Genomic DNA, 17,569 nt, shown 5'->3' with positions numbered 1-17,569 from the left:
GCGGGGCCCGCGGGGGGGCCCCCCCCCCGCCCCCCCCCCCCCCCCGCGGCCCCCCCCCCGCCCCCCCCGCCCGCCCCCCCCCCCCCCCCCCCCCCCCCCGTGGGGGGGGGGGGGGGGCCCCCCCCCCCGCCCCGCCGCGCGCTTCGCGCTCCTCACCATGAGGAACCAGAAAGTTCTCCGCGGCCGCGTTCAGACTTCCGTAACCATACGCCACGGCAAAGCCCCCGAATGGACCGCCCTTGCCGCACCTCGGCCAAGTTGCGGCCAAAATCCGACGCCCTAGTCCCAGACCGACGTCGTCGTGCGGGGGACACTCGCGCTGCGCTCAACGCGAACAGGGGAACAACGATGAACGCCATGCGTCCGGAAAAGACCGAAGGTACCGAGACCGAGACCATCGACACCAACCTCGCCGCAGTGACGGAAGTCGAAGCCGGCATCCGTGACTTCGTCCGCAACGACATCGCCTATCTGCGCCGTCCGGCAGCGACCGCCACGGACGCGCCGCCGCTCGATCCGAGCGCGGAGGCCACCGTCACCAACGTCAACTCGCTGATCCAGCGCGTCGCCGGCACCTCGCTCGCCGAGATCGAGAATTTGATCTCCGAGCTCGAGAGCCTGCGCGACCTGCTCCATGCCGAAGGCCAGCGCGTCCAGCGCGAGATCTCCGGCTACGCCCAGCTCAGCCAGGCCGCGATGAAGTCGACCCGCATGATCGCCGACAACGTCTCGCAGTGGAAGCGCGCCGCCGACGGCCTGCGCAACAGCTGATCGCCGACATCACGCATCACCGGCCGCCGCGTTCCGAAAGGGGCGCGGCGGTTTTGTTCACGGGGTGTGACGGTGCGCACGCGCCCCATGAAAAATGTCATCACCCGCGAAAGCGGGTGATCCAGTATTCCAGAGGCATCGAGGCTAGAACCGAGAGCCCTCGGCGTACTGGATGCCCCGCTTTCGCAGGGCATGACTGCGGAGGGTTTTGAACTTCCCGCATCCCCCCGGCGACTAACGCCAAGCGCTCTTGCCATCGCGGCCGCGCCTGGGGACATGTCATGGAAAGCATTCGGCCCGACACCACCGACCCGATACCGCTGCGACCTGCGCCGAACCAGTTCGGCACGATCATGCTGCGTTTTGTCGGATTGCTGGCGGTTGCGATCGCGATCTTGGCGTTCGTCTATAGCCGCTGAGGCGGGGCCTGATGCCGGCCCCGCGGAGTTAACGAAATCTTATCGGGTGGCTTCCACGGTCGAGGCTTCCAGGGTGTAGGCACCATCGGCATAGCCCTTCACCACCATGCCGGCGACCAGCATCACGGCCAGCGTGGCGGTAGCAAAGATAAATCCGACCAGCTTGAGTGCGCCGCGGTCTGCCATGGTCCTCGTCCCCTGTACTCTGCCCAGTTCGTTCAAATAGACAGCGACAGGTTCATAATTGGTTAGCAACTCGATGGTTCCGCGCATTGCTCCGCGGGAAAACCATGTTGCGCAGGCTTATGGCAGCCACTTGGAATCGCGTCCATAGCGCGGGGGCAACACTCGCACGCTGTTTTTGCCGTTCATCCTGGAACGAATCTAACCGCCGTTCACACGCATCGGCACGAAGGCGGTTGCGGTGATGGCGTAGACGTCCTCGCCGCGCTGGTTGGTGCCGGTGGTGCGCGCGGTCAGGATGCCCCAGCCCGGTCGCGAGGCGGAGCTGCGCTTGTCGATGACGACGTTGGCATAAGTGACGATGTCGCCGGCGAGCACCGGCCTGATCCAGCGCAGATCGCGAAAGCCCGGCGACGGGCCCCACACCGCGATCTCCTCGCCGCGCGAAGCGGCCTCCCGCGCCAGACGTTGGCCGTCGGCGACAAGCAAGCTCATGCAGGCCGAGCCGACATGCCAGCCCGAGGCCGCGAGCCCGCCAAACAGCGAGTTCTTGCCCTCCTCCTCGTCGAGGTGAAAACGCTGCGGATCGAATTTTGCGGCGAATGCCTTGATCGACTCGGCCGTGAACGTATAGGCGCCGATCTCGCGGCGATGCCCAATCTCGATCTCCTCGAAAAACGGCATCAGACCGCCCCCTCGCGCCGCTTGATCAGGATCGGTGACGTCATCTCGCACAACGCCTGCCCCGCCGCGTTACGCACGGTGCATTTGAACTTGACGATGCCGAGCTCCGGCCGGCTCTTCGAGGCGCGGGCCTCCACGACGTCGACGTCGAGCATGAGGTCGTCGCCGGGTCTGAGCGGCGACAGCCAGCGCACTTCATCGACGCCGGGAGATCCCAGCGAAGCGGCGCGGGTAATGAAACCGTCGGCCATCATCCGCATCATCAGCGAACAGAGATGCCAGCCCGAGCCGGACAGGCCGCGCAGCATGCTTTTGCCGGCGGCCTCCTCGTCGAGGTGCATCGGCTGCGGATCGAACTCGGCGGCAAAGGCCACGATCTCGTCGCGCGTGACATGGCGTGGGCCGAATGTTCCGAACCGGCCGGGCGGGAAATCTTCGAAGGTCAGGGTCATCTTGGGAAAGGTTTGAGGGAATGACAGATTGTGGCCGCACTTTGCGGCAATCTCAACCCGCCGGCCCGCATGGCTCGTGCTACATTCGGCGCACCGGCGTTGATCTTGAGTCGGATCGATCAGGGGCCACGATCCATTTGCAAGGCCCGACGACACCTGAATTGCCCTGGGGAGAGCAATGTTTTCATTCAGCGACCTGTTTCAATGGGACCGCTTCATCACGCCGACCATCATCAAGACCTTCTACTGGCTGGTGATCGCGCTGATCTGCCTGTTCGGCCTCTCCGGCATCTTCTCCGGCCTCGCGATGATGGCGATCAGCCCGTTCGGCGGCTTCCTGATGCTGCTGTCGTCGATCGCGAGCGTCGTCGTCGGGATCGTGTTCTCGCGAATTCTCGCCGAGCTGATCCTGATCATCTTCCGCATCAACGAGCATCTCGGCGCGATCAGGGATCAGGGCGGCGGCGTGCGGTGAGGCCCGTCATTCCGGGGCGCCTCGCAGAGGCGAGCCCGGAATCCATCGAGCCTCAAGACAAGTGGATGAATGGATTCCGGGCTCGCGCTTCGCGCGCCCCGGAATGACAACGTCAGCTTACGTATTGAACCTGAAATGCATCACGTCGCCGTCGGCGACGACGTATTCCTTGCCTTCGAGGCGGAGCTTGCCGGCATCGCGGGCGCCGGCTTCGCCGCCGAGCGCGACGTAGTCCTCATACGCGATGGTCTCGGCGCGGATAAAACCCTTCTCGAAGTCGGTGTGGATCACACCGGCCGCGCCCGGCGCCTTGGTGCCGCGATAGATGGTCCAGGCGCGCGCTTCCTTCGGGCCCACCGTGAAATAGGTGATGAGGTCGAGCAGCGTGTAGCCGGCACGGATCAGGCGATCGAGGCCGGCCTCTTCGAGACCCAGCGTCTCCAGGAAATCGGCGCGTTCGTCACGCGAGATGGTGGCGATCTCGGATTCGATTTTTGCCGAGATGACGACGGCAATGGCGCCTTCCTTGGCGGCCTGGTCCTGCACCGCCTTCGAAAACGAATTGCCTGATGCGGCCGAGCCTTCCTCAACGTTGCAGACGTAGAGCACGGGCTTGGACGAGAGCAGGCCCAGCATCCCGAAGGCACGCTCCTCCTCGGCCTTGCGCTCGACCAGGCGCGCGGGCTTGCCCTCGCGCAGCAGCACCAGGGTGCGATTGACGAGGTCGAGCTGCTCCTTGGCGTCCTTATCGTTGCCCTTGGCCTTCTTGGACAAATTGTCGACGCGCTTTTCGAGGCTGTCGAGATCGGCGAGCATCAGCTCGGTCTCGATGGTCTCGATGTCGGCGAGCGGGGCGATCTTGCCCTCGACATGGGTGATGTCGGAATCCTCGAAGCAGCGCACGACATGCGCGATGGCGTCGACCTCGCGGATGTTGGCGAGGAACTGGTTGCCGAGGCCTTCACCCTTGGACGCACCGCGCACGAGGCCGGCGATGTCCACGAAGGTCAGCCGGGTCGGGATGATCTGGCCCGACTTGGCGATCGCTGCGAGCTTGTCGAGCCGCGGATCCGGCACCGCAACCTCGCCGACATTCGGCTCGATCGTGCAGAACGGATAGTTCGCCGCCTGCGCCGCGGCCGTTTCGGTCAGCGCGTTGAACAAGGTCGATTTGCCGACATTGGGCAACCCGACGATCCCGCATTTAAATCCCACGAGCGTTATTCCTTGCCGTTGTCGTCCTTGGTCAAAAATCCCTTCGCCTGCATGGCGAGGTGCACCCTGTTGGCGAAGGTCGCGTCCGTGCCTTTGGCAACCAGTGCCGCGTGCTCGGCCACCGCGTCGCAGAGCGTCGCCACCCAGTCGTTGTCGGCTTTGGCGAAGTCGGACAGCACGTGGCCGTGCACCAATTCCTTGACGCCGGGATGACCGATGCCGAGCCGCACCCGGCGGTACTCGTTGCCGATATGGGCGGAGATGGAACGCAGGCCGTTGTGGCCGGCGATGCCGCCGCCGATCTTCACCCGCACCTTGCCCGGCGGCAGTTCGAGTTCGTCATGGAATACGGTGACGTCGCCCGGCGCGATCTTGAAGAAGCTTGCCGCTTCCTGAACGCTGCGGCCGGAATCATTCATGTAGGTCATCGGCTTGAGCAGGATCACGCGCTCGGTGCCGAGCGTACCTTCCGAGGTCTCGCCCTGAAACCTGCGGCGCCAGGGTGCGAACCCATGACGCCGCGCGATCTCGTCGACGGCCATGAAGCCGACATTGTGCCGGTTACGTGCGAATTTCGGGCCGGGATTGCCGAGCCCAACAAAGAGTCGCATGACGCGGCGCGCCCCTCGCTCGGCGCGCGGTCAGGGACCGCGCGCCAGCTTTGAGAGATTACTTCTTCTTGTCGCCGCCGGCGGGAGCCTTGGCAGCCGGGGCCTTGGCAGCCGCTGCCGGAGCAGCAGCACCAGCAGCCGGAGCGGCACCAGCCGCCGGAGCAGCAGCACCCGCAGCAGGAGCAGCAGCCGCGGCCTTCTGCTCTTCGGCGTAGCCGGACGGCGGCACGATGGTGACGAGGGTCGCGTCCTCGGCGGTCAGCGCCTTCACGCCGGCCGGCAGCTTGATGTCGGAGAGATGCAGCGAGTGGCCGATTTCGAGCGAACCGACGTCAGCCTCGATGAACTGCGGGATGTTCTCCACGCCGCACTCGAGCTCGATCGCATGCGCAACGATGTTGACGGCGCCGCCGCGCTTCACGCCGGGCGAACCTTCAGCCTTCACCACGTGCAAGGGAACGCTGATGCGGATGGTGGCGCCTTCGCCGAGCCGCATGAAGTCGACGTGGATCGGGAAATCCTTGACCGGATCGAGGTGGTAGTCGCGCGGAATCACGCGGTGCTTGTTACCCTCAAGATCGATGTCGACCAGCGTAGTCAGGAACCGGCCGGCGAGGATGCGCGAGCGCAGTTCGCGATCGTCAACCGAGATGGTCAGCGGGGGCTGGTTGTTGCCGTAGATCACTCCGGGCACTCTCCCGGCGCGACGCTCAGCCCGGGCGGCCCCCTTGCCGCTCTTCGGACGTGCGGTCGCCTTCAATTCCTTGACGGTCGCCATAACGTTAAGTCCTTGTTTTTGCAAAAGTTAATGGGCCGCAACGCGGCCCATGGCATACGCCGCAGCAAGCCTCCAGGGGTGCGGGGGCTGCGAACGTGGCGGGCTTTTACCCGGAAGACGCGGAAATGACAAGGAGAATGGGCTACCGGGCGGAACCGGATCGCCCGGATGGACCCCGGCGGAGTTAGCCGCCGAGCTTGGCCTCCAGCGCCGCGATGCGCGTCTTCAGAGCCTCGTTCTCTTCACGCGCCAGACGCGCCATGTCCTTGACCGCCTCGAACTCTTCGCGCTTGACCAGGTCCATGTCGCGCAGGAATTTTTCGGCCTGGGTGCGCATCACCGTGTCGAACTCGCGCTTGACGCCCTGCGCGGCACCGGCGGCGTCGTTCATCAGGCGGCCGATCTCGTCGAAAAACCGGTTGTTGGTCTGGGTCATGTCGGTCTCCTGGCGGCTTTCGATGAACTCTGCGCGAACGCGCGGGGAGACAATGGCAATCCGATCGGGCCGGTTCAAGGGCCGATCGGCGGTATCCTTGTCATGCCCCGGTTTCCTTGCAATCGTATTCAACGTCCCTGCATAAGAAGAATCACAAAGGCGCTCGAGATGATCGACCAGCAGATCGCGATCCCTACCAAGGACGGTCACACCGCAACCTTCATCAGCCATCCCGAACGCGGCGGGCCGTTTCCGGTCATCCTGTTCTACATGGACGCGCCGGCGATCCGCGAAGAGCTGCGCGACATGGCGCGCCGGCTCGCGACATCGGGCTATTACGTGATGCTGCCGAACCTCTATTACCGCTCCGGGGTGATGGAGCTCGGCGCGCTGCCGGCCGATCCGAACGCGCCGGAGCGTAAGCGCATGTTCGCACTGATGGGATCGCTCACGATCCCCATGATCATGGACGACACGCGCGCGCTGCTGACCTACGCCGAGAGCCAGGCGGCCGCGAACACCAAATTGATCGGCACCGTCGGCTACTGCATGAGCGGCCGCTACGCCGTCAACGCCGCCACGCATTTCCCCGATCGCGTCAAGGCCGCCGCCTCGGTCTACGGCACGCAGCTCGCAACCGACCAGGATGACAGCCCGCATCTCGCGGCCGCCAAGACCAAAGCCGAACTCTACTTCGCCTGCGCCGAGACCGACATCTACGCGCCCGCCGAGATCATCGAGAAGGTGAAGCAGGGCATGAGCGGCGCCAAAGCCGAAGTCGAGATCTATCCCGGCACCCACCACGGCTTCGCCTTCCCCAAGCGTCCGGTCTATGACCGCGACGCCGCCGAGCGGCATTGGGAGCGTCTGCTGGCGCTCTATCGCCGCAATCTCGTCTAGACATAGAAGGCGCGATGCAACTTCTTCTCATCGACTTTCCCGCCTTCAAGCCGATCGCGATCGAGATCGGTCCGTTCGCGATCCGCTGGTATGCGCTGGCCTACATCTGCGGCATCGTGTTCGGCTGGCTCTATGCGCGCTCGCTCCTGAAGAAAGAGCGGCTGTGGGGTGGCCCGGCGCCGATGTCGCTGGTGCAGATCGACGACTTCATCCTGTGGGTTACGCTCGGTATCATTCTCGGCGGCCGCACCGGCTATGTGCTGTTCTACAATCTGCCCTTCTTCATCGACCATCCCGCAGCGATCTTCAGGCTCTGGGAAGGCGGCATGTCCTTCCACGGCGGTTTCCTCGGCTGCGTCGTGGCGGTGATGTGGTTCGCTTATCGCAACCGCATTTCGATCCTGTCGCTCGGGGACATCACCACAGCCGTTGCCCCGGTCGGGCTGCTGCTCGGCCGCATCGCCAATTTCATCAATGGCGAATTGTGGGGCCGCGCCGCCGACCCGGAGCTGCCCTGGGCGATGATCTTCCCCAACGATCCCACCCAGCTGCCGCGTCATCCGAGCCAGCTCTATGAGGCCGGCATGGAGGGCATTTTGCTGTTCGCGGCCCTCGCGATCATGATCCGCTTTGGTGCCCTGAAACGGCCGGGCATGATCCTCGGCGCCTTCATCCTGATCTATGGTCTGAGCCGGATCGCCGGCGAGCATTTCCGCGAACCGGACGTCCAGCTCGGCTTCCTCTGGGGCGGATTAACCATGGGCATGCTGTTGTCGATCCCGATGCTTATTGTGGGCGGCATACTTATTGTATTGGCAGTGAGGCGCGGTGCGCTGAAGCCCGCAGGTGCTATTCGTTAATTTCTTTTGAGAAGATAGGCCGTGACCGACCAGCCGTTACTCGACGAGATCAAGGCGCTGATCAAATCCTCAGGCCCCATGCCGGTCTGGCGGTACATGGAACTGTGCCTGATGCATCCCCGCTATGGCTATTACGTCTCGCGCGATCCGTTGGGACGAGAAGGCGACTTCACCACCGCGCCCGAGGTCAGCCAGATGTTCGGCGAGCTCCTGGGCCTGTGGACCGCCTCGGTGTGGAAGCAGATGGGCTCGCCGCAATTCCTGCGGCTGATCGAGCTCGGGCCCGGCCGCGGCACCATGATGGCCGATGCGCTGCGTGCGCTCCGCGTGCTGCCGCCGCTCTATCAGGCACTCCACATCCACATGGTCGAGGTCAATCCCGTCCTGCGCGAGCGGCAGAGTGCGACGCTGTCGGGCGTGCGCAACATCGCCTGGCACGACAGCATCGACGACGTGCCGGACGGACCGAGCATTATCCTCGCCAACGAATATTTCGACGTGCTGCCGATCCACCAGATGGTGCGGCACGAGAACGGCTGGCACGAGCGCGTAATCGAGGTCGACGCCAACGGAAAACTTCAATTCGGCGCGGCGGCCGAGCCGACGCCGCGCTTCGAGGTGCTGCTGCCACCCCTGGTGCGCGCCGCGCCCGTCGGGGCCGTGTTCGAATGGCGGCCCGATGCGGAGATCATGAAGCTCGCCAGCCGCGCGCGCGACCAGGACGGCGCGGCGCTGATCATCGATTACGGGCATCTGCGCAGCGATGCCGGCGACACCTTCCAGGCGATCGCGCGCCACACCTTCACCGATCCCCTGAAGGCGCCGGGCCAGGCCGACGTCACGGCCCATGTCGACTTCCAGGCGCTCGCGCGCGGGGCGGAGGACGTGGGCGCCCGCGTGCACGGGCCGGTGACGCAGGGCGATTTCCTCAAACGCGTCGGCATTGAAACCCGTGCCGCCGCCTTGATGCAGAAGGCCGCGCCTGACGTCGCCACCGACATTTCAATCGCGCTCAAGCGCCTGACCGAGACCGGGCGCAGCGGCATGGGTTCGATGTTCAAGGTGCTCGGCATTTCCGAGCCGCGGTTGACGGGCCTTGCGGGCCTCAGCGATCTGGAACGCGCCGGAGACGGTTCATGACGGTTGCCTCCTCGCTGCTGTCTGCGGTGCCGGGCCTGCGCCACGCCTTCTTCACCCGCGAAGGCGGCGTCTCGGGCGGCATCTATTCCGCGCTGAACGGCGGGCTCGGCTCCAACGACGATCAGGCACTTGTCGCGGAGAACCGCCGCCGCATGGCCGAGCATGTCGGCGTCGCACCGGAACGCTTTCTCAGCCTGCACCAGATCCATTCGCCCGACGTGCTTGTGGCCGACGCTCCGTGGCCGAGCGGGCCGCGGCCGAAGGGCGACGCGCTGGTGACGAAGGTGCCCGGCATCGCGCTCGGCGTCTCCACCGCCGATTGCGGCCCGGTGCTGTTCGTCGATCCCGACGCGGGCGTGATCGGGGGCGCGCATGCCGGCTGGAAGGGCGCGCTCACCGGCGTGTTGGAGCAGACCATTTCAGCGATGGAAAAACTCGGCGCCTCGCGGAGCCGCATCATCGCCGCGATCGGCCCGCTGATCCGCCAGGACAGCTATGAAGTCGGCAACGAGTTCGTGGCGCGCTTCATCGAGGCGGATGCGGACAACGCCATGTTCTTCATCCCGTCGGTGCGCGAGAGCCACGCGATGTTCGACCTCGCCGGCTTCATCCGCAAGCGTCTGGAAGCCGCGGGCATCCTGATGATCGACGATCTCGGTCTGGACACCTACGCCGACGAACGCTTCTTCAGCTACCGCCGCTCGGTGCATCGCAAGGAGCCGGATTACGGCCGCCACGTTCACGCGATTGCGCTCGAAGCGTGAACACAAGGGCAACCCCGTGTCATTCCGGGGCTATGCCTGCGCGCGATGACAGTGGGCTGTGGCGCACCCGCCCTAGACGTTAATGCGTTTTAACGATATCGCTGCCCTCCATAATGAGGGACGCGTCATTCATCTTGCGCCGCGCGGGTTCGCGCGTGCTGGCGGTCATGCTGCTGACGGCTGCGGCCGCGCTCTGCGGCTGTGCCGGTGGCGGTGGTGCCGCGAACTCCTACGCCATGGCGCCGAGCGCCGGCTCGGGGGCGACGGTCGCGTTCGAATCGATCGACGGACCGCCGCCGCAAGTGTTCGACCGCATGGTCGGCGTGCTCGACACCGAATCCAAGCTGCGCAGCCTGTCCGTGGTCTCCCGCGAGGGGACGGCTGCCTACCGCGTGCGCAGCTACCTCTCCGCCCAGATCGTGCGCGGCAAGACGGTGATCGCCTGGGTCTGGGACGTCTACGACGCCAACCAGCAGCGGGCGCTGCGCCTTTCCGGCGAGGAACCGACTGCGGCCAAGGGCGGCCGGGATCCTTGGACCGCTGCCGACGACCTCGTGCTGCGGAAGATTGCCCAGGCCGGATTCAGCGGACTTTCCAACATGATCAACGGCACGCCGGATGCGCCGGGCTCGGCTCCCGGGTTGCGCGGGCCGGCCGTGGCGAGCGTGATCCCGGAGGCTGCGGCGGCGGAGATGCCGGCCTCGGCGCTGGGCTATGCCGAGCGATAACCCCCGCGAAACCACGGCCCCAATTTCCGGCCAAACCGTTGGCCGGACTCGGGATTTCGCAGGGAAAACGTAGCGTCCCGGGTTGCCATTGCAGCCCCCGGCCTGATATTTCCTCGCCCGTCGTAACCGTGCTTCCAGTGGGTATTGTTTGATGTTGAACATCGTGTCCAGCAAAGCGCGGGAGGAAGCGTCCATGTCGGCCAAGAACGGCTCCATCAAGCTCGTCGCCGGCAACTCCAATCCGGCTCTCGCTCAGGCCATCGCGCAAGGTCTCGACCTGCCGCTGACCAAGGCGGTGGTGCGGCGCTTCGCCGACATGGAGATCTTCGTCGAGATCCAGGAGAACGTGCGCGGCTCGGATGCCTTCGTCATCCAGTCGACCTCGTTCCCGGCGAACGACCATCTGATGGAATTGCTGATCATCACCGACGCACTGCGCCGCTCCTCGGCGCGCCGCATCACCGCGGTGCTGCCCTATTTCGGCTACGCCCGGCAGGACCGCAAATCGGGCTCGCGCACGCCGATCTCGGCAAAACTCGTCGCCAATCTGATCACACAGGCCGGCGTCGACCGCGTCATGACGCTCGACCTGCATGCCGGCCAGATCCAGGGCTTCTTCGACATCCCGACCGACAACCTCTACGCGGCACCGCTGATGGTGCGCGACATCAAGGACAAGTTCGACCTCTCCAGGACGATGGTGATCTCGCCCGACGTCGGCGGCGTGGCGCGCGCACGCGGTCTCGCCAAGCGCATCAACACCCCGCTCGCGATCGTCGACAAGCGCCGCGAGAGGGCGGGTGAATCCGAGGTCATGAACGTGATCGGTGACGTCGCCGGCTACACCTGTATCCTGATCGACGACATCGTGGACTCCGGCGGCACGCTGGTGAACGCCGCCGACGCGCTGATCGCCAAGGGCGCCAAGGACGTCTACGCCTACATCACCCACGGCGTGCTCTCCGGCGGCGCGGCCGCCCGGATCACAAACTCCAGGCTGAAGGAGCTGGTGATCACCGATTCGATCCTGCCGACGGAGGCAGTGAGCAAGGCGCCGAACATCCGCACGCTGCCGATCGCCAGCCTGATCTCCGACGCGATCGCGCGCACCGCGGCGGAAGAATCGGTGTCGAGCCTGTTCGACTGATTTTCTTCTTCGCCTCTCCCGTTTGCGGGCAGAGGGAGTGCGAGCGTCTACCGTCCCTTACGAGGCAGCCCCCGGGTTGTTGCCAACGACCGCCCATGACATCATCCGAATCCCGAGTCATCTCTGCCCTCTGGATGCCCGATGCCACGCCGGAAATTTGCCTGGGAGAAGCTGTCGGATGACGAGTTGCTCAAGCAACGCCTCTCCAGCCTGAGGGTTACGGTCGAAGGCACCTGGCTCGAGGACTGCGTCAGCACCCTGTACGAGGAGCTCGAGGAGCGCGGCATCCGGCTGCGGCCGCACACCTGGATGTCGAGTGAATGGTTCAGTCCGGGCGGCGTTCCCGGCATCGCCATTCCGTTCTATCTCGCTCATCCCCGCCTGATGAAGCTCGAGAAGAAGATGATGTTCGACATCGAGGGCGGAACCTGGCGCGAATGCATGGCCATCCTCCGTCACGAAGCGGGCCACGCCATACAGCACGGCTACCAGTTGCAGCGCCGCCGGCGCTGGCAGCAACTGTTCGGCCCGTCGTCGAAACATTATCCGCGCTATTACCGGCCCAATCCGGCGAGCCGCCGCTACGTCCAGCATCTGCGGCTCTGGTACGCGCAGAGCCACCCGGACGAGGATTTCGCCGAAACTTTTGCAGTGTGGCTGCGGCCCCGCTCGAACTGGCGGACGCGATATGCCGGCTGGCCGGCGCTGAAGAAGCTCGAATATGTCGACGAGCTGATGGGCGAGATCGCGGGCAAGCGACCGCTGATCACGACACGGGAACGTGTCGATACGCTGGGTCGGCTCAGCCAGACGCTCGAAGAGCACTACAAGAAGAAGCAGGCGTTCTACGCCTTCACGCCCCCCAAGACCTACGACCGCGATCTCTCCCGGCTGTTTTCAGCCGATCCACGGCACCACCGCTCAAAGCCGGCTTCGGCCCTGATCAGGCGCCACCGCTCCCAGATCAGGCAATTGGTCGCGCGATGGACCGGCGAGAATCAGCTTACGCTCGATGCCGTGCTCGACGAGATGATCTCCCGCTGTCGCGAGCTCGATCTGCGTGCCGTCGGTCCTGAACAGAAGCTCGTGCTCGACTTCATCGTCCTCGTGACGGCCAAGACGATGCACACGATGTTTGGCCCGTCTCGACGAAAATGGATCGCGCTATGAGACGTCTGCGCATTCTGGTGCTCATGCATCCGGACTTCGTGCCGCCGGACTCCAGCGACGGGCACACCGCGCAGGAAATCAACGCGTGGAAAACCGAATACGACGTGGTGAGTACCTTGCGCGCAGCCGGCCACGAGGTTCGCCCGCTAGGCGCACAGGAGGAAATCAGGCCGGTGCGCGAGGCGATCGAGGAGTTCAAGCCGCACGTGGTGTTCACGCTGCTGGAGGAATTCCACAACAACGTCGCCTTCGACCAGCACATCGCGAGCTATCTCGAGCTGATGAAGGTCCCTTATACCGGCTGCAATCCGCGCGGCCTGACCCTGGCCCGCGGCAAGGATCTGTCCAAGACGCTGGTGCATCACCGCCGGATCGCTGCGCCGGCCTTTGCTGTCTTCCCGATGCGCCGCAAGGTGAAACGCCCAACGCGTCTTGCGCTGCCGCTGATCGTCAAGAGCCTGAACATGGATGGCTCGTTCGGCATCTCGCAAGCCTCGATCGTCGACACCGACGAGAAGCTGGCGGAGCGGGTTGCCTTCATCCACGAACGGGTCGAATCCGCCGCCATCGCCGAGCAGTTCATCGAGGGACGAGAGCTCTACGTCGGCGTGCTCGGCAACAACCGCTTACGCGTTCTGCCGGTCTGGGAGTTGAAATTCGGCAGCATGGGCGGCCGCTCGTCACGGCACATCGCCACCGAGAAGGCCAAGCACGACACCGACTATCAGGAGAAGGTCGGCATCGTCGACGGGCCTGCGAAGGATCTGGCGCCGGAAGTGACCGCCAGGATCCAGCGGGCCGCGAAACGCATCTACCGGGTGCTTGGCCTCGACGGCTACGCGCGCATCGATTTTCGTCTCACCGCCGACGGCACGCCGTATTTCATCGAAGCCAATCCCAATCCCGAGATCGCCAAGAGCCAGGAATTCGCCACGGCGGCTCTACATGACGGGCTCAAATATCCGGCTCTGCTGCAGCGCATCCTGGCGCTCGGGATCAGCCGCGCCAAGGCGGGAGTGTCACTGGGGTGATGACGGGGGCGATCGCCCCTCATCCTTCGAGACGCGCTTCGCGCCCCTCGGGATGAGGGATGGTCGTTGCGCGGCGTTACACGATTCCCGCCGCGACCTGGCCGCGCAGGCGTTCGAGCCCGAGCAATGTCTCCGCACAAGCGGCCGCCACTTCGACGCCCTTGATTGCAAAATGCCTGCGGAAGAAATCGTAGTGCACCTCGGTCTCGTGGAATTGCTGCGGCGTCAGCACCGCGGAGAACACGGGCACCTCAGTACGCAGCTGCACGTCCATCAACGCCTTGATCACGGTGTCGGCGACGAACTCATGGCGGTAGATGCCCCCGTCGACGACGAGGCCAGCCGCGACGATCGCGGTGTAGCGTCGTGTCTTGGCGAGAATCTGCGCATGCAGCGGGATCTCGAACGAGCCCGGCACCTCGAACACGTCGACATGATTGAGGTGGCGCGCCTCGGCCTCCTTCACGAAGGCGATGCGGGCCTCCTCGACCACGTCGCGGTGCCAGCAGGCCTGCACGAAGGCCACCCGCTGCGGTTTCGCGAAGCGCGGATGGTCGGGCACCGGATCCTGCGGAACCGGCGGTGGCGTTTGGGTTGGTTGGGAGGTTTCGGCTTTGGAAGTTTGGACTTGGGGGTCTTGCAACATCTGATTCATGGCTTTCCTCAGTTAAGGACCAGAATCAGGGCACACGGAACGACAAACAGCCGCATCCTGCGATGCGTCTGCCACCGACCGTTCTCTTTCATCCGGACTTTAACCGTCGGCTTCGGAGTTACACCGAATCTGCTGACCCTTCCCCTCAGCAACACACTTTGGGGAAGGCGCTCGCGGGCTTGGACCTTTCGGTCCTTACCGCCGGTGGGGACTTTCACCCCGCCCTGAGAACATCGGCCGCCCGGGATGAACGGCCTGACCGGAAATATGACGCCGGTTCGGGGCCGCGGCAAGCGGGTTCCGCATGGGAAAACCGCATGGTCCCATGCCGCCATGGCGGTCCAGTGGGCACGCGGCGGAATTAACGATTGGCGGGCCATCGGCGAATCCGATTCCGGTTTGTTCTTCTCCGTCCGGCCCGGCCTCCCCCGCGTTAATAATTGTGGCCGAGATGAGCTGTGGACGAACGAGTCCTGACTTGTGGACGGACTCGGCAGCCAGTTGCGCAGATTCCGCAAATCACATCAGTTGATCCGCGACAAGCCCGCGCTGATCCGAACGGATCGCCTTAACGATGTTTAGGGGAGCGCGCGCCGGACCAACCGCGTGCGTATCAAAGACAACAAAAAGGCAAGAGGTCGAGACGGCATGTCCCTGCTCGAAGGCACCATCGATTCCAAAAACCATCCGCTCGCGGTGGTCGAGGATATCGCTGCCAGCAACAACTGGCCGTTCGAACGCTCCGGCGAAGACGAACTCACGATTGTCTCCAAAGGACAATGGACCGACTACCAGATCTCCTTCACCTGGATGGGAGAGATCGAGGCGCTGCATCTGGCCTGCGCGTTCGATATGAAGATTCCGGTTGCGCGGCGATCGGAGGTCCAGCGGCTCGTGGCCGCAGTCAACGAGCAGTTGTGGGTCGGGCACTTCGACCTGTGGACCACCACCGGCATGATCATGCACCGGCAGGCCCTGGTGCTGCCGGGCGGGCTCATCGCCTCCACCGGGCAATGCGAAGCCATGCTCGCCGGCGCCATCCACGCCTGCGAGCGCTATTTCCCGGCGTTCCAGTTCGTGGTGTGGGCCGGCAAGTCCACGACGGAAGCCATGGACGCGGCCATGTTCGATACGGTGGGCGAGGCGTAGGGTCTCGCCTCCCTCTCCAAGTCGTCCCGGACAAGCGGAGCGCAGATCCGGGACCCATACCGCGTGATTTCGCTGTATCGCGCCATGCTTGTTGCTCTGCCTTCCATCCACTAGAAACATGCGGGGTTATGGGTCCGGCCCCCCCGTGCGCAATTGCGCACTAGGCCGGGACGACACCGAATTTGTGGTGACCACAGTGGCGAACAACACGCTCCAAAACATCACCGGCACCATCCTTCTCGCCGGCGCCGGCAAGATGGGCGGCGCGATGTTGACCGGATGGCTTTCGGGCGGGCTCGATCCGTGCCGCGTCGCGGTGATTGATCCGCACATCTCGGCCGAGATCACCGCACTTGCCGCCAAGGGGGTTGCGCTCAATCCTGATGTGGCGACGGCAGGCCAGGTCGAGACGCTCGTGGTCGCGGTGAAGCCGCAAATGTTCCGTGAGGCCGGCGCCAAGCTGAAACCATTCGTCTCGGACAAGACCGCGGTGGTGTCGATCATGGCGGGAACCACGATCGCCTCGCTCGAGGAGGTCTGCGGCGGCGCGGTGGTACGCGCGATGCCGAACACGCCGGCCGCGATCGGTCGCGGCATCACGGTGGCTGTCGCCGCGAACAGCGTCAGCACGCCGCAACGCGCGGTGGCCGATGCGCTGCTACGGGCCACCGGCTCGGTCGAATGGGTCGACGACGAGAGCCTGATGGACGCGGTGACCGCGGTCTCCGGCTCGGGCCCGGCCTATGTGTTTCTGCTCGCCGAAGAGCTCGCGCGCGCCGGTGTCGAAGCCGGCTTGCCCGAAGCGCTGGCGACAAAACTCGCGCGCGAGACCGTCGCCGGCTCAGGTGAACTTCTCCACCAGTCGGAGCTTGCCTCCGGCACGCTGCGCCAGAACGTCACCTCGCCCGGGGGCACCACGGCCGCGGCGCTCGGCGTGCTGATGGGCGAACCAGGCCTGCGCGATCTGATGATCCGCGCCATCGCAGCGGCGACGCAGCGGTCGAAGGAATTGGCGAAGTAGCTGATCCTCATGGTGAGGAGGCGCGAAGCGCCGTCTCGAACCATGCAGGCCCGGCTCTCGCCTGTCGCGATCCTTCGAGACGACCGCTGCGCGGTCTCCTCAGGATGAGGGCAGAGCAACCGGCTCCTAGCTCGCCCCCAGCCGCTTGTTGAACATCGCGACATTAATGAGCCCGCGCGCATGGCGGCCTTCGCCGAGCTTGCGCGAGCCCTCGAAGGCCTCGACCTCGAAGCGGATGACGCGGCGCTCGACTGCGAAAACCTTCGCGCTGGTCCGCACCGTCGCGCCGACAAGGGTTGCTGCAAGATGGCGGATATCGACCTCAGTGCCGACGGTGACCCAGCCCGGCTGAAGGACGCTGCGGATCGCATCGCCTGACGTCATCTCCATTTCCAGGATCATCATCGGCGTCGCATAGACCATCGGCATGCCGGGCACGAAATGCCCGACCGTGCGCTCCACCGGCACCACCAGCGTGCGCTCGGCGCTCATGCCGACCTTGATGAAGTCACGTGCGTCCATGGGGCCTCCCCCGTCGTCCTGGACAAGCGAGCAAAGCGAGCGCCGATCCAGGACCCATTACCCCGACTCAACGTTGTAATGCGCGCTCTAAACCACGACCTGCTGCAACAACTGCCGCTTGGGGTAATGGGTCCTGGCCCCCGTGCGCAATTGCGCACTAGGCCGGGACGACGGTGGTGTATGTTGCTCCAGCCGCGACTACTTCTTCGCAGCCGCCGCGCGCTCCACGAACGTCTTGCCGCCCTTCATCTTGTGACGGAGCGGGGCTTCGTTGATCTGGATGACGACGGCGTCGGCGTCGACGCCGAGATTCTTCACCAGTGCCTGGGTGATGTCGCGCATCATGCCGGCCTTTTGTTCGTCGGTGCGGCCTTCGGCCATGCTGACGGTGATCTCAGGCATTTTTCTCTCCCTTGGGGCCGAACACCGGCCATTGACGGTCGCCATCAAACAGGAGG

General features: G+C 64.8%; 23 protein-coding genes and 1 riboswitch. Of the genes, 13 read left to right on the top strand and 10 right to left on the bottom strand.

All coding sequences use genetic code 11. The features are described from left to right. Window positions 1–348: 348 nt before the first annotated feature. Both AC0L21_RS14880 and AC0L21_RS14875 read left to right on the top strand, forming a co-directional pair. Window positions 349–771, top strand: coding sequence for a hypothetical protein (locus AC0L21_RS14880; protein WP_007614810.1), 423 nt, complete (start codon window positions 349–351; stop codon window positions 769–771). 281 nt (window positions 772–1,052) lie between these two features. Next, on the top strand, window positions 1,053–1,190 hold the full coding sequence (locus tag AC0L21_RS14875; protein ID WP_007614812.1) for a hypothetical protein: 138 nt from the start codon (window positions 1,053–1,055) through the stop codon (window positions 1,188–1,190). A gap of 39 nt (window positions 1,191–1,229) precedes the next feature. On the opposite strand, the gene AC0L21_RS14870 is transcribed toward AC0L21_RS14875, so the two are convergent. The 3 genes from AC0L21_RS14870 to AC0L21_RS14860 all read right to left on the bottom strand — a co-directional run bounded on the left by AC0L21_RS14870 (window position 1,230) and on the right by AC0L21_RS14860 (window position 2,509). After that, the gene (locus AC0L21_RS14870) at window positions 1,230–1,376 is read right to left on the bottom strand and encodes a hypothetical protein (RefSeq protein WP_007614826.1); all 147 of its coding nucleotides are present in this window, start codon (window positions 1,374–1,376) and stop codon (window positions 1,230–1,232) included. Between the two features lie 198 nt (window positions 1,377–1,574). Further along, window positions 1,575–2,057, bottom strand: coding sequence for a MaoC family dehydratase (locus tag AC0L21_RS14865; protein ID WP_473262599.1), 483 nt, complete (start codon window positions 2,055–2,057; stop codon window positions 1,575–1,577). Next, window positions 2,057–2,509 (bottom strand): MaoC family dehydratase, encoded by a 453-nt coding sequence (locus tag AC0L21_RS14860; RefSeq protein WP_473262598.1) that lies wholly within the window; start codon window positions 2,507–2,509, stop codon window positions 2,057–2,059. Before AC0L21_RS14860 ends, AC0L21_RS14865 begins: the two co-directional genes overlap by 1 nt. Window positions 2,510–2,687: 178 nt before the next feature. On the opposite strand from AC0L21_RS14860, the gene AC0L21_RS14855 reads away from it, so the two are divergent. Continuing rightward, window positions 2,688–2,984, top strand: coding sequence for a DUF4282 domain-containing protein (locus AC0L21_RS14855; protein ID WP_018453524.1), 297 nt, complete (start codon window positions 2,688–2,690; stop codon window positions 2,982–2,984). Window positions 2,985–3,101: 117 nt separating this feature from the next. Here AC0L21_RS14855 and ychF read toward each other — a convergent pair whose 3' ends face one another. The 4 genes from ychF to AC0L21_RS14835 all read right to left on the bottom strand — a co-directional run bounded on the left by ychF (window position 3,102) and on the right by AC0L21_RS14835 (window position 6,024). Then, entirely contained in the window at window positions 3,102–4,199 is a 1,098-nt protein-coding gene (gene ychF / locus AC0L21_RS14850) for a redox-regulated ATPase YchF (RefSeq protein WP_247489249.1), read from the bottom strand. 5 nt (window positions 4,200–4,204) lie between these two features. Then, entirely contained in the window at window positions 4,205–4,810 is a 606-nt protein-coding gene (gene pth / locus AC0L21_RS14845) for an aminoacyl-tRNA hydrolase (RefSeq protein ID WP_018453522.1), read from the bottom strand. Between the two features lie 58 nt (window positions 4,811–4,868). Continuing rightward, window positions 4,869–5,588 carry a 50S ribosomal protein L25/general stress protein Ctc gene (locus AC0L21_RS14840; protein WP_027565369.1) on the bottom strand — a complete coding sequence of 240 codons (720 nt, stop codon included), beginning with the start codon at window positions 5,586–5,588 and terminating at the stop codon, window positions 4,869–4,871. A 184-nt stretch (window positions 5,589–5,772) separates the two neighbouring features. Continuing rightward, a complete protein-coding gene (locus AC0L21_RS14835; RefSeq protein WP_135170330.1) occupies window positions 5,773–6,024 on the bottom strand; it encodes an accessory factor UbiK family protein in 252 nt (83 codons plus the stop codon). 168 nt (window positions 6,025–6,192) lie between these two features. Between AC0L21_RS14835 and AC0L21_RS14830 the strand changes: the two genes are divergently transcribed. The 8 genes from AC0L21_RS14830 (at window position 6,193) to AC0L21_RS14795 (ending at window position 13,764) form a co-directional block, all read left to right on the top strand. Then, the gene (locus tag AC0L21_RS14830; RefSeq protein WP_473262597.1) at window positions 6,193–6,924 is read left to right on the top strand and encodes a dienelactone hydrolase family protein; all 732 of its coding nucleotides are present in this window, start codon (window positions 6,193–6,195) and stop codon (window positions 6,922–6,924) included. 14 nt (window positions 6,925–6,938) lie between these two features. Further along, entirely contained in the window at window positions 6,939–7,784 is an 846-nt protein-coding gene (gene lgt / locus AC0L21_RS14825) for a prolipoprotein diacylglyceryl transferase (protein WP_473262596.1), read from the top strand. A gap of 21 nt (window positions 7,785–7,805) precedes the next feature. Then, window positions 7,806–8,924, top strand: a complete 1,119-nt coding sequence (locus AC0L21_RS14820; protein ID WP_473262595.1) for a class I SAM-dependent methyltransferase — start codon at window positions 7,806–7,808, stop codon at window positions 8,922–8,924. Further along, window positions 8,921–9,688, top strand: a complete 768-nt coding sequence (gene pgeF / locus AC0L21_RS14815) for a peptidoglycan editing factor PgeF (protein WP_473262594.1) — start codon at window positions 8,921–8,923, stop codon at window positions 9,686–9,688. The genes AC0L21_RS14820 and pgeF overlap by 4 nt, the downstream gene beginning before the upstream one ends. Window positions 9,689–9,801: 113 nt before the next feature. Then, the gene (locus AC0L21_RS14810) at window positions 9,802–10,416 is read left to right on the top strand and encodes a hypothetical protein (RefSeq protein WP_473262593.1); all 615 of its coding nucleotides are present in this window, start codon (window positions 9,802–9,804) and stop codon (window positions 10,414–10,416) included. 193 nt (window positions 10,417–10,609) lie between these two features. After that, window positions 10,610–11,563: a ribose-phosphate pyrophosphokinase gene (locus AC0L21_RS14805; protein ID WP_007596822.1), complete on the top strand. Its 954-nt coding sequence runs from the start codon at window positions 10,610–10,612 to the stop codon at window positions 11,561–11,563. Window positions 11,564–11,704: 141 nt separating this feature from the next. Continuing rightward, the gene (locus tag AC0L21_RS14800) at window positions 11,705–12,733 is read left to right on the top strand and encodes a putative zinc-binding metallopeptidase (protein ID WP_473262592.1); all 1,029 of its coding nucleotides are present in this window, start codon (window positions 11,705–11,707) and stop codon (window positions 12,731–12,733) included. Then, window positions 12,730–13,764 (top strand): D-alanine--D-alanine ligase family protein, encoded by a 1,035-nt coding sequence (locus AC0L21_RS14795; RefSeq protein ID WP_473262591.1) that lies wholly within the window; start codon window positions 12,730–12,732, stop codon window positions 13,762–13,764. The genes AC0L21_RS14800 and AC0L21_RS14795 overlap by 4 nt, the downstream gene beginning before the upstream one ends. Window positions 13,765–13,840: 76 nt before the next feature. Here the strand turns inward: AC0L21_RS14795 and AC0L21_RS14790 are convergent, their stop codons facing one another. After that, on the bottom strand, window positions 13,841–14,419 hold the full coding sequence (locus AC0L21_RS14790; protein ID WP_473262590.1) for a 6,7-dimethyl-8-ribityllumazine synthase: 579 nt from the start codon (window positions 14,417–14,419) through the stop codon (window positions 13,841–13,843). Between the two features lie 76 nt (window positions 14,420–14,495). Then, a riboswitch (FMN riboswitch) is annotated at window positions 14,496–14,655 on the bottom strand. Between the two features lie 412 nt (window positions 14,656–15,067). Here AC0L21_RS14790 and AC0L21_RS14785 point away from each other — a divergent pair. Further along, entirely contained in the window at window positions 15,068–15,568 is a 501-nt protein-coding gene (locus AC0L21_RS14785; protein WP_007614845.1) for a type III secretion system chaperone family protein, read from the top strand. A 196-nt stretch (window positions 15,569–15,764) separates the two neighbouring features. Beyond that, window positions 15,765–16,589, top strand: coding sequence for a pyrroline-5-carboxylate reductase (proC, locus tag AC0L21_RS14780; protein ID WP_473262722.1), 825 nt, complete (start codon window positions 15,765–15,767; stop codon window positions 16,587–16,589). 126 nt (window positions 16,590–16,715) lie between these two features. Here proC and AC0L21_RS14775 read toward each other — a convergent pair whose 3' ends face one another. Together AC0L21_RS14775 and AC0L21_RS14770 are read right to left on the bottom strand one after the other, a co-directional pair. Next, window positions 16,716–17,111: a thioesterase family protein gene (locus AC0L21_RS14775; RefSeq protein WP_473262589.1), complete on the bottom strand. Its 396-nt coding sequence runs from the start codon at window positions 17,109–17,111 to the stop codon at window positions 16,716–16,718. 198 nt (window positions 17,112–17,309) lie between these two features. Further along, window positions 17,310–17,558 carry a tautomerase family protein gene (locus tag AC0L21_RS14770; protein WP_473262588.1) on the bottom strand — a complete coding sequence of 83 codons (249 nt, stop codon included), beginning with the start codon at window positions 17,556–17,558 and terminating at the stop codon, window positions 17,310–17,312. Window positions 17,559–17,569: the final 11 nt, after the last annotated feature.

The organism is Bradyrhizobium sp. WSM4873 (assembly GCF_055811355.1).
The sequence above is the reverse complement of the archived record's forward strand: the minus strand, read 5'-3'. Positions and strand labels throughout refer to the sequence as shown.

Excerpts from the sequence above, each read along its gene's own strand:
- AC0L21_RS14830 (WP_473262597.1), top strand. The coding sequence starts at position 6,193 with ATGATCGACCAGCAGATCGCGATCCCTACCAAGGACGGTCACACCGCA.
- AC0L21_RS14855 (WP_018453524.1), top strand. The coding sequence starts at position 2,688 with ATGTTTTCATTCAGCGACCTGTTTCAATGGGACCGCTTCATCACGCCG.
- AC0L21_RS14775 (WP_473262589.1), bottom strand. The coding sequence starts at position 17,111 with ATGGACGCACGTGACTTCATCAAGGTCGGCATGAGCGCCGAGCGCACG.
- pgeF (WP_473262594.1), top strand. The coding sequence starts at position 8,921 with ATGACGGTTGCCTCCTCGCTGCTGTCTGCGGTGCCGGGCCTGCGCCAC.
- AC0L21_RS14790 (WP_473262590.1), bottom strand. The coding sequence starts at position 14,419 with ATGAATCAGATGTTGCAAGACCCCCAAGTCCAAACTTCCAAAGCCGAA.
- AC0L21_RS14860 (WP_473262598.1), bottom strand. The coding sequence starts at position 2,509 with ATGACCCTGACCTTCGAAGATTTCCCGCCCGGCCGGTTCGGAACATTC.
- AC0L21_RS14770 (WP_473262588.1), bottom strand. The coding sequence starts at position 17,558 with ATGGCGACCGTCAATGGCCGGTGTTCGGCCCCAAGGGAGAGAAAAATG.
- AC0L21_RS14785 (WP_007614845.1), top strand. The coding sequence starts at position 15,068 with ATGTCCCTGCTCGAAGGCACCATCGATTCCAAAAACCATCCGCTCGCG.
- AC0L21_RS14875 (WP_007614812.1), top strand. The coding sequence starts at position 1,053 with ATGGAAAGCATTCGGCCCGACACCACCGACCCGATACCGCTGCGACCT.
- AC0L21_RS14795 (WP_473262591.1), top strand. The coding sequence starts at position 12,730 with ATGAGACGTCTGCGCATTCTGGTGCTCATGCATCCGGACTTCGTGCCG.
- lgt (WP_473262596.1), top strand. The coding sequence starts at position 6,939 with ATGCAACTTCTTCTCATCGACTTTCCCGCCTTCAAGCCGATCGCGATC.
- AC0L21_RS14810 (WP_473262593.1), top strand. The coding sequence starts at position 9,802 with ATGAGGGACGCGTCATTCATCTTGCGCCGCGCGGGTTCGCGCGTGCTG.
- AC0L21_RS14870 (WP_007614826.1), bottom strand. The coding sequence starts at position 1,376 with ATGGCAGACCGCGGCGCACTCAAGCTGGTCGGATTTATCTTTGCTACC.
- AC0L21_RS14840 (WP_027565369.1), bottom strand. The coding sequence starts at position 5,588 with ATGGCGACCGTCAAGGAATTGAAGGCGACCGCACGTCCGAAGAGCGGC.
- AC0L21_RS14835 (WP_135170330.1), bottom strand. The coding sequence starts at position 6,024 with ATGACCCAGACCAACAACCGGTTTTTCGACGAGATCGGCCGCCTGATG.
- AC0L21_RS14865 (WP_473262599.1), bottom strand. The coding sequence starts at position 2,057 with ATGCCGTTTTTCGAGGAGATCGAGATTGGGCATCGCCGCGAGATCGGC.
- AC0L21_RS14805 (WP_007596822.1), top strand. The coding sequence starts at position 10,610 with ATGTCGGCCAAGAACGGCTCCATCAAGCTCGTCGCCGGCAACTCCAAT.
- AC0L21_RS14800 (WP_473262592.1), top strand. The coding sequence starts at position 11,705 with ATGCCACGCCGGAAATTTGCCTGGGAGAAGCTGTCGGATGACGAGTTG.
- pth (WP_018453522.1), bottom strand. The coding sequence starts at position 4,810 with ATGCGACTCTTTGTTGGGCTCGGCAATCCCGGCCCGAAATTCGCACGT.
- AC0L21_RS14880 (WP_007614810.1), top strand. The coding sequence starts at position 349 with ATGAACGCCATGCGTCCGGAAAAGACCGAAGGTACCGAGACCGAGACC.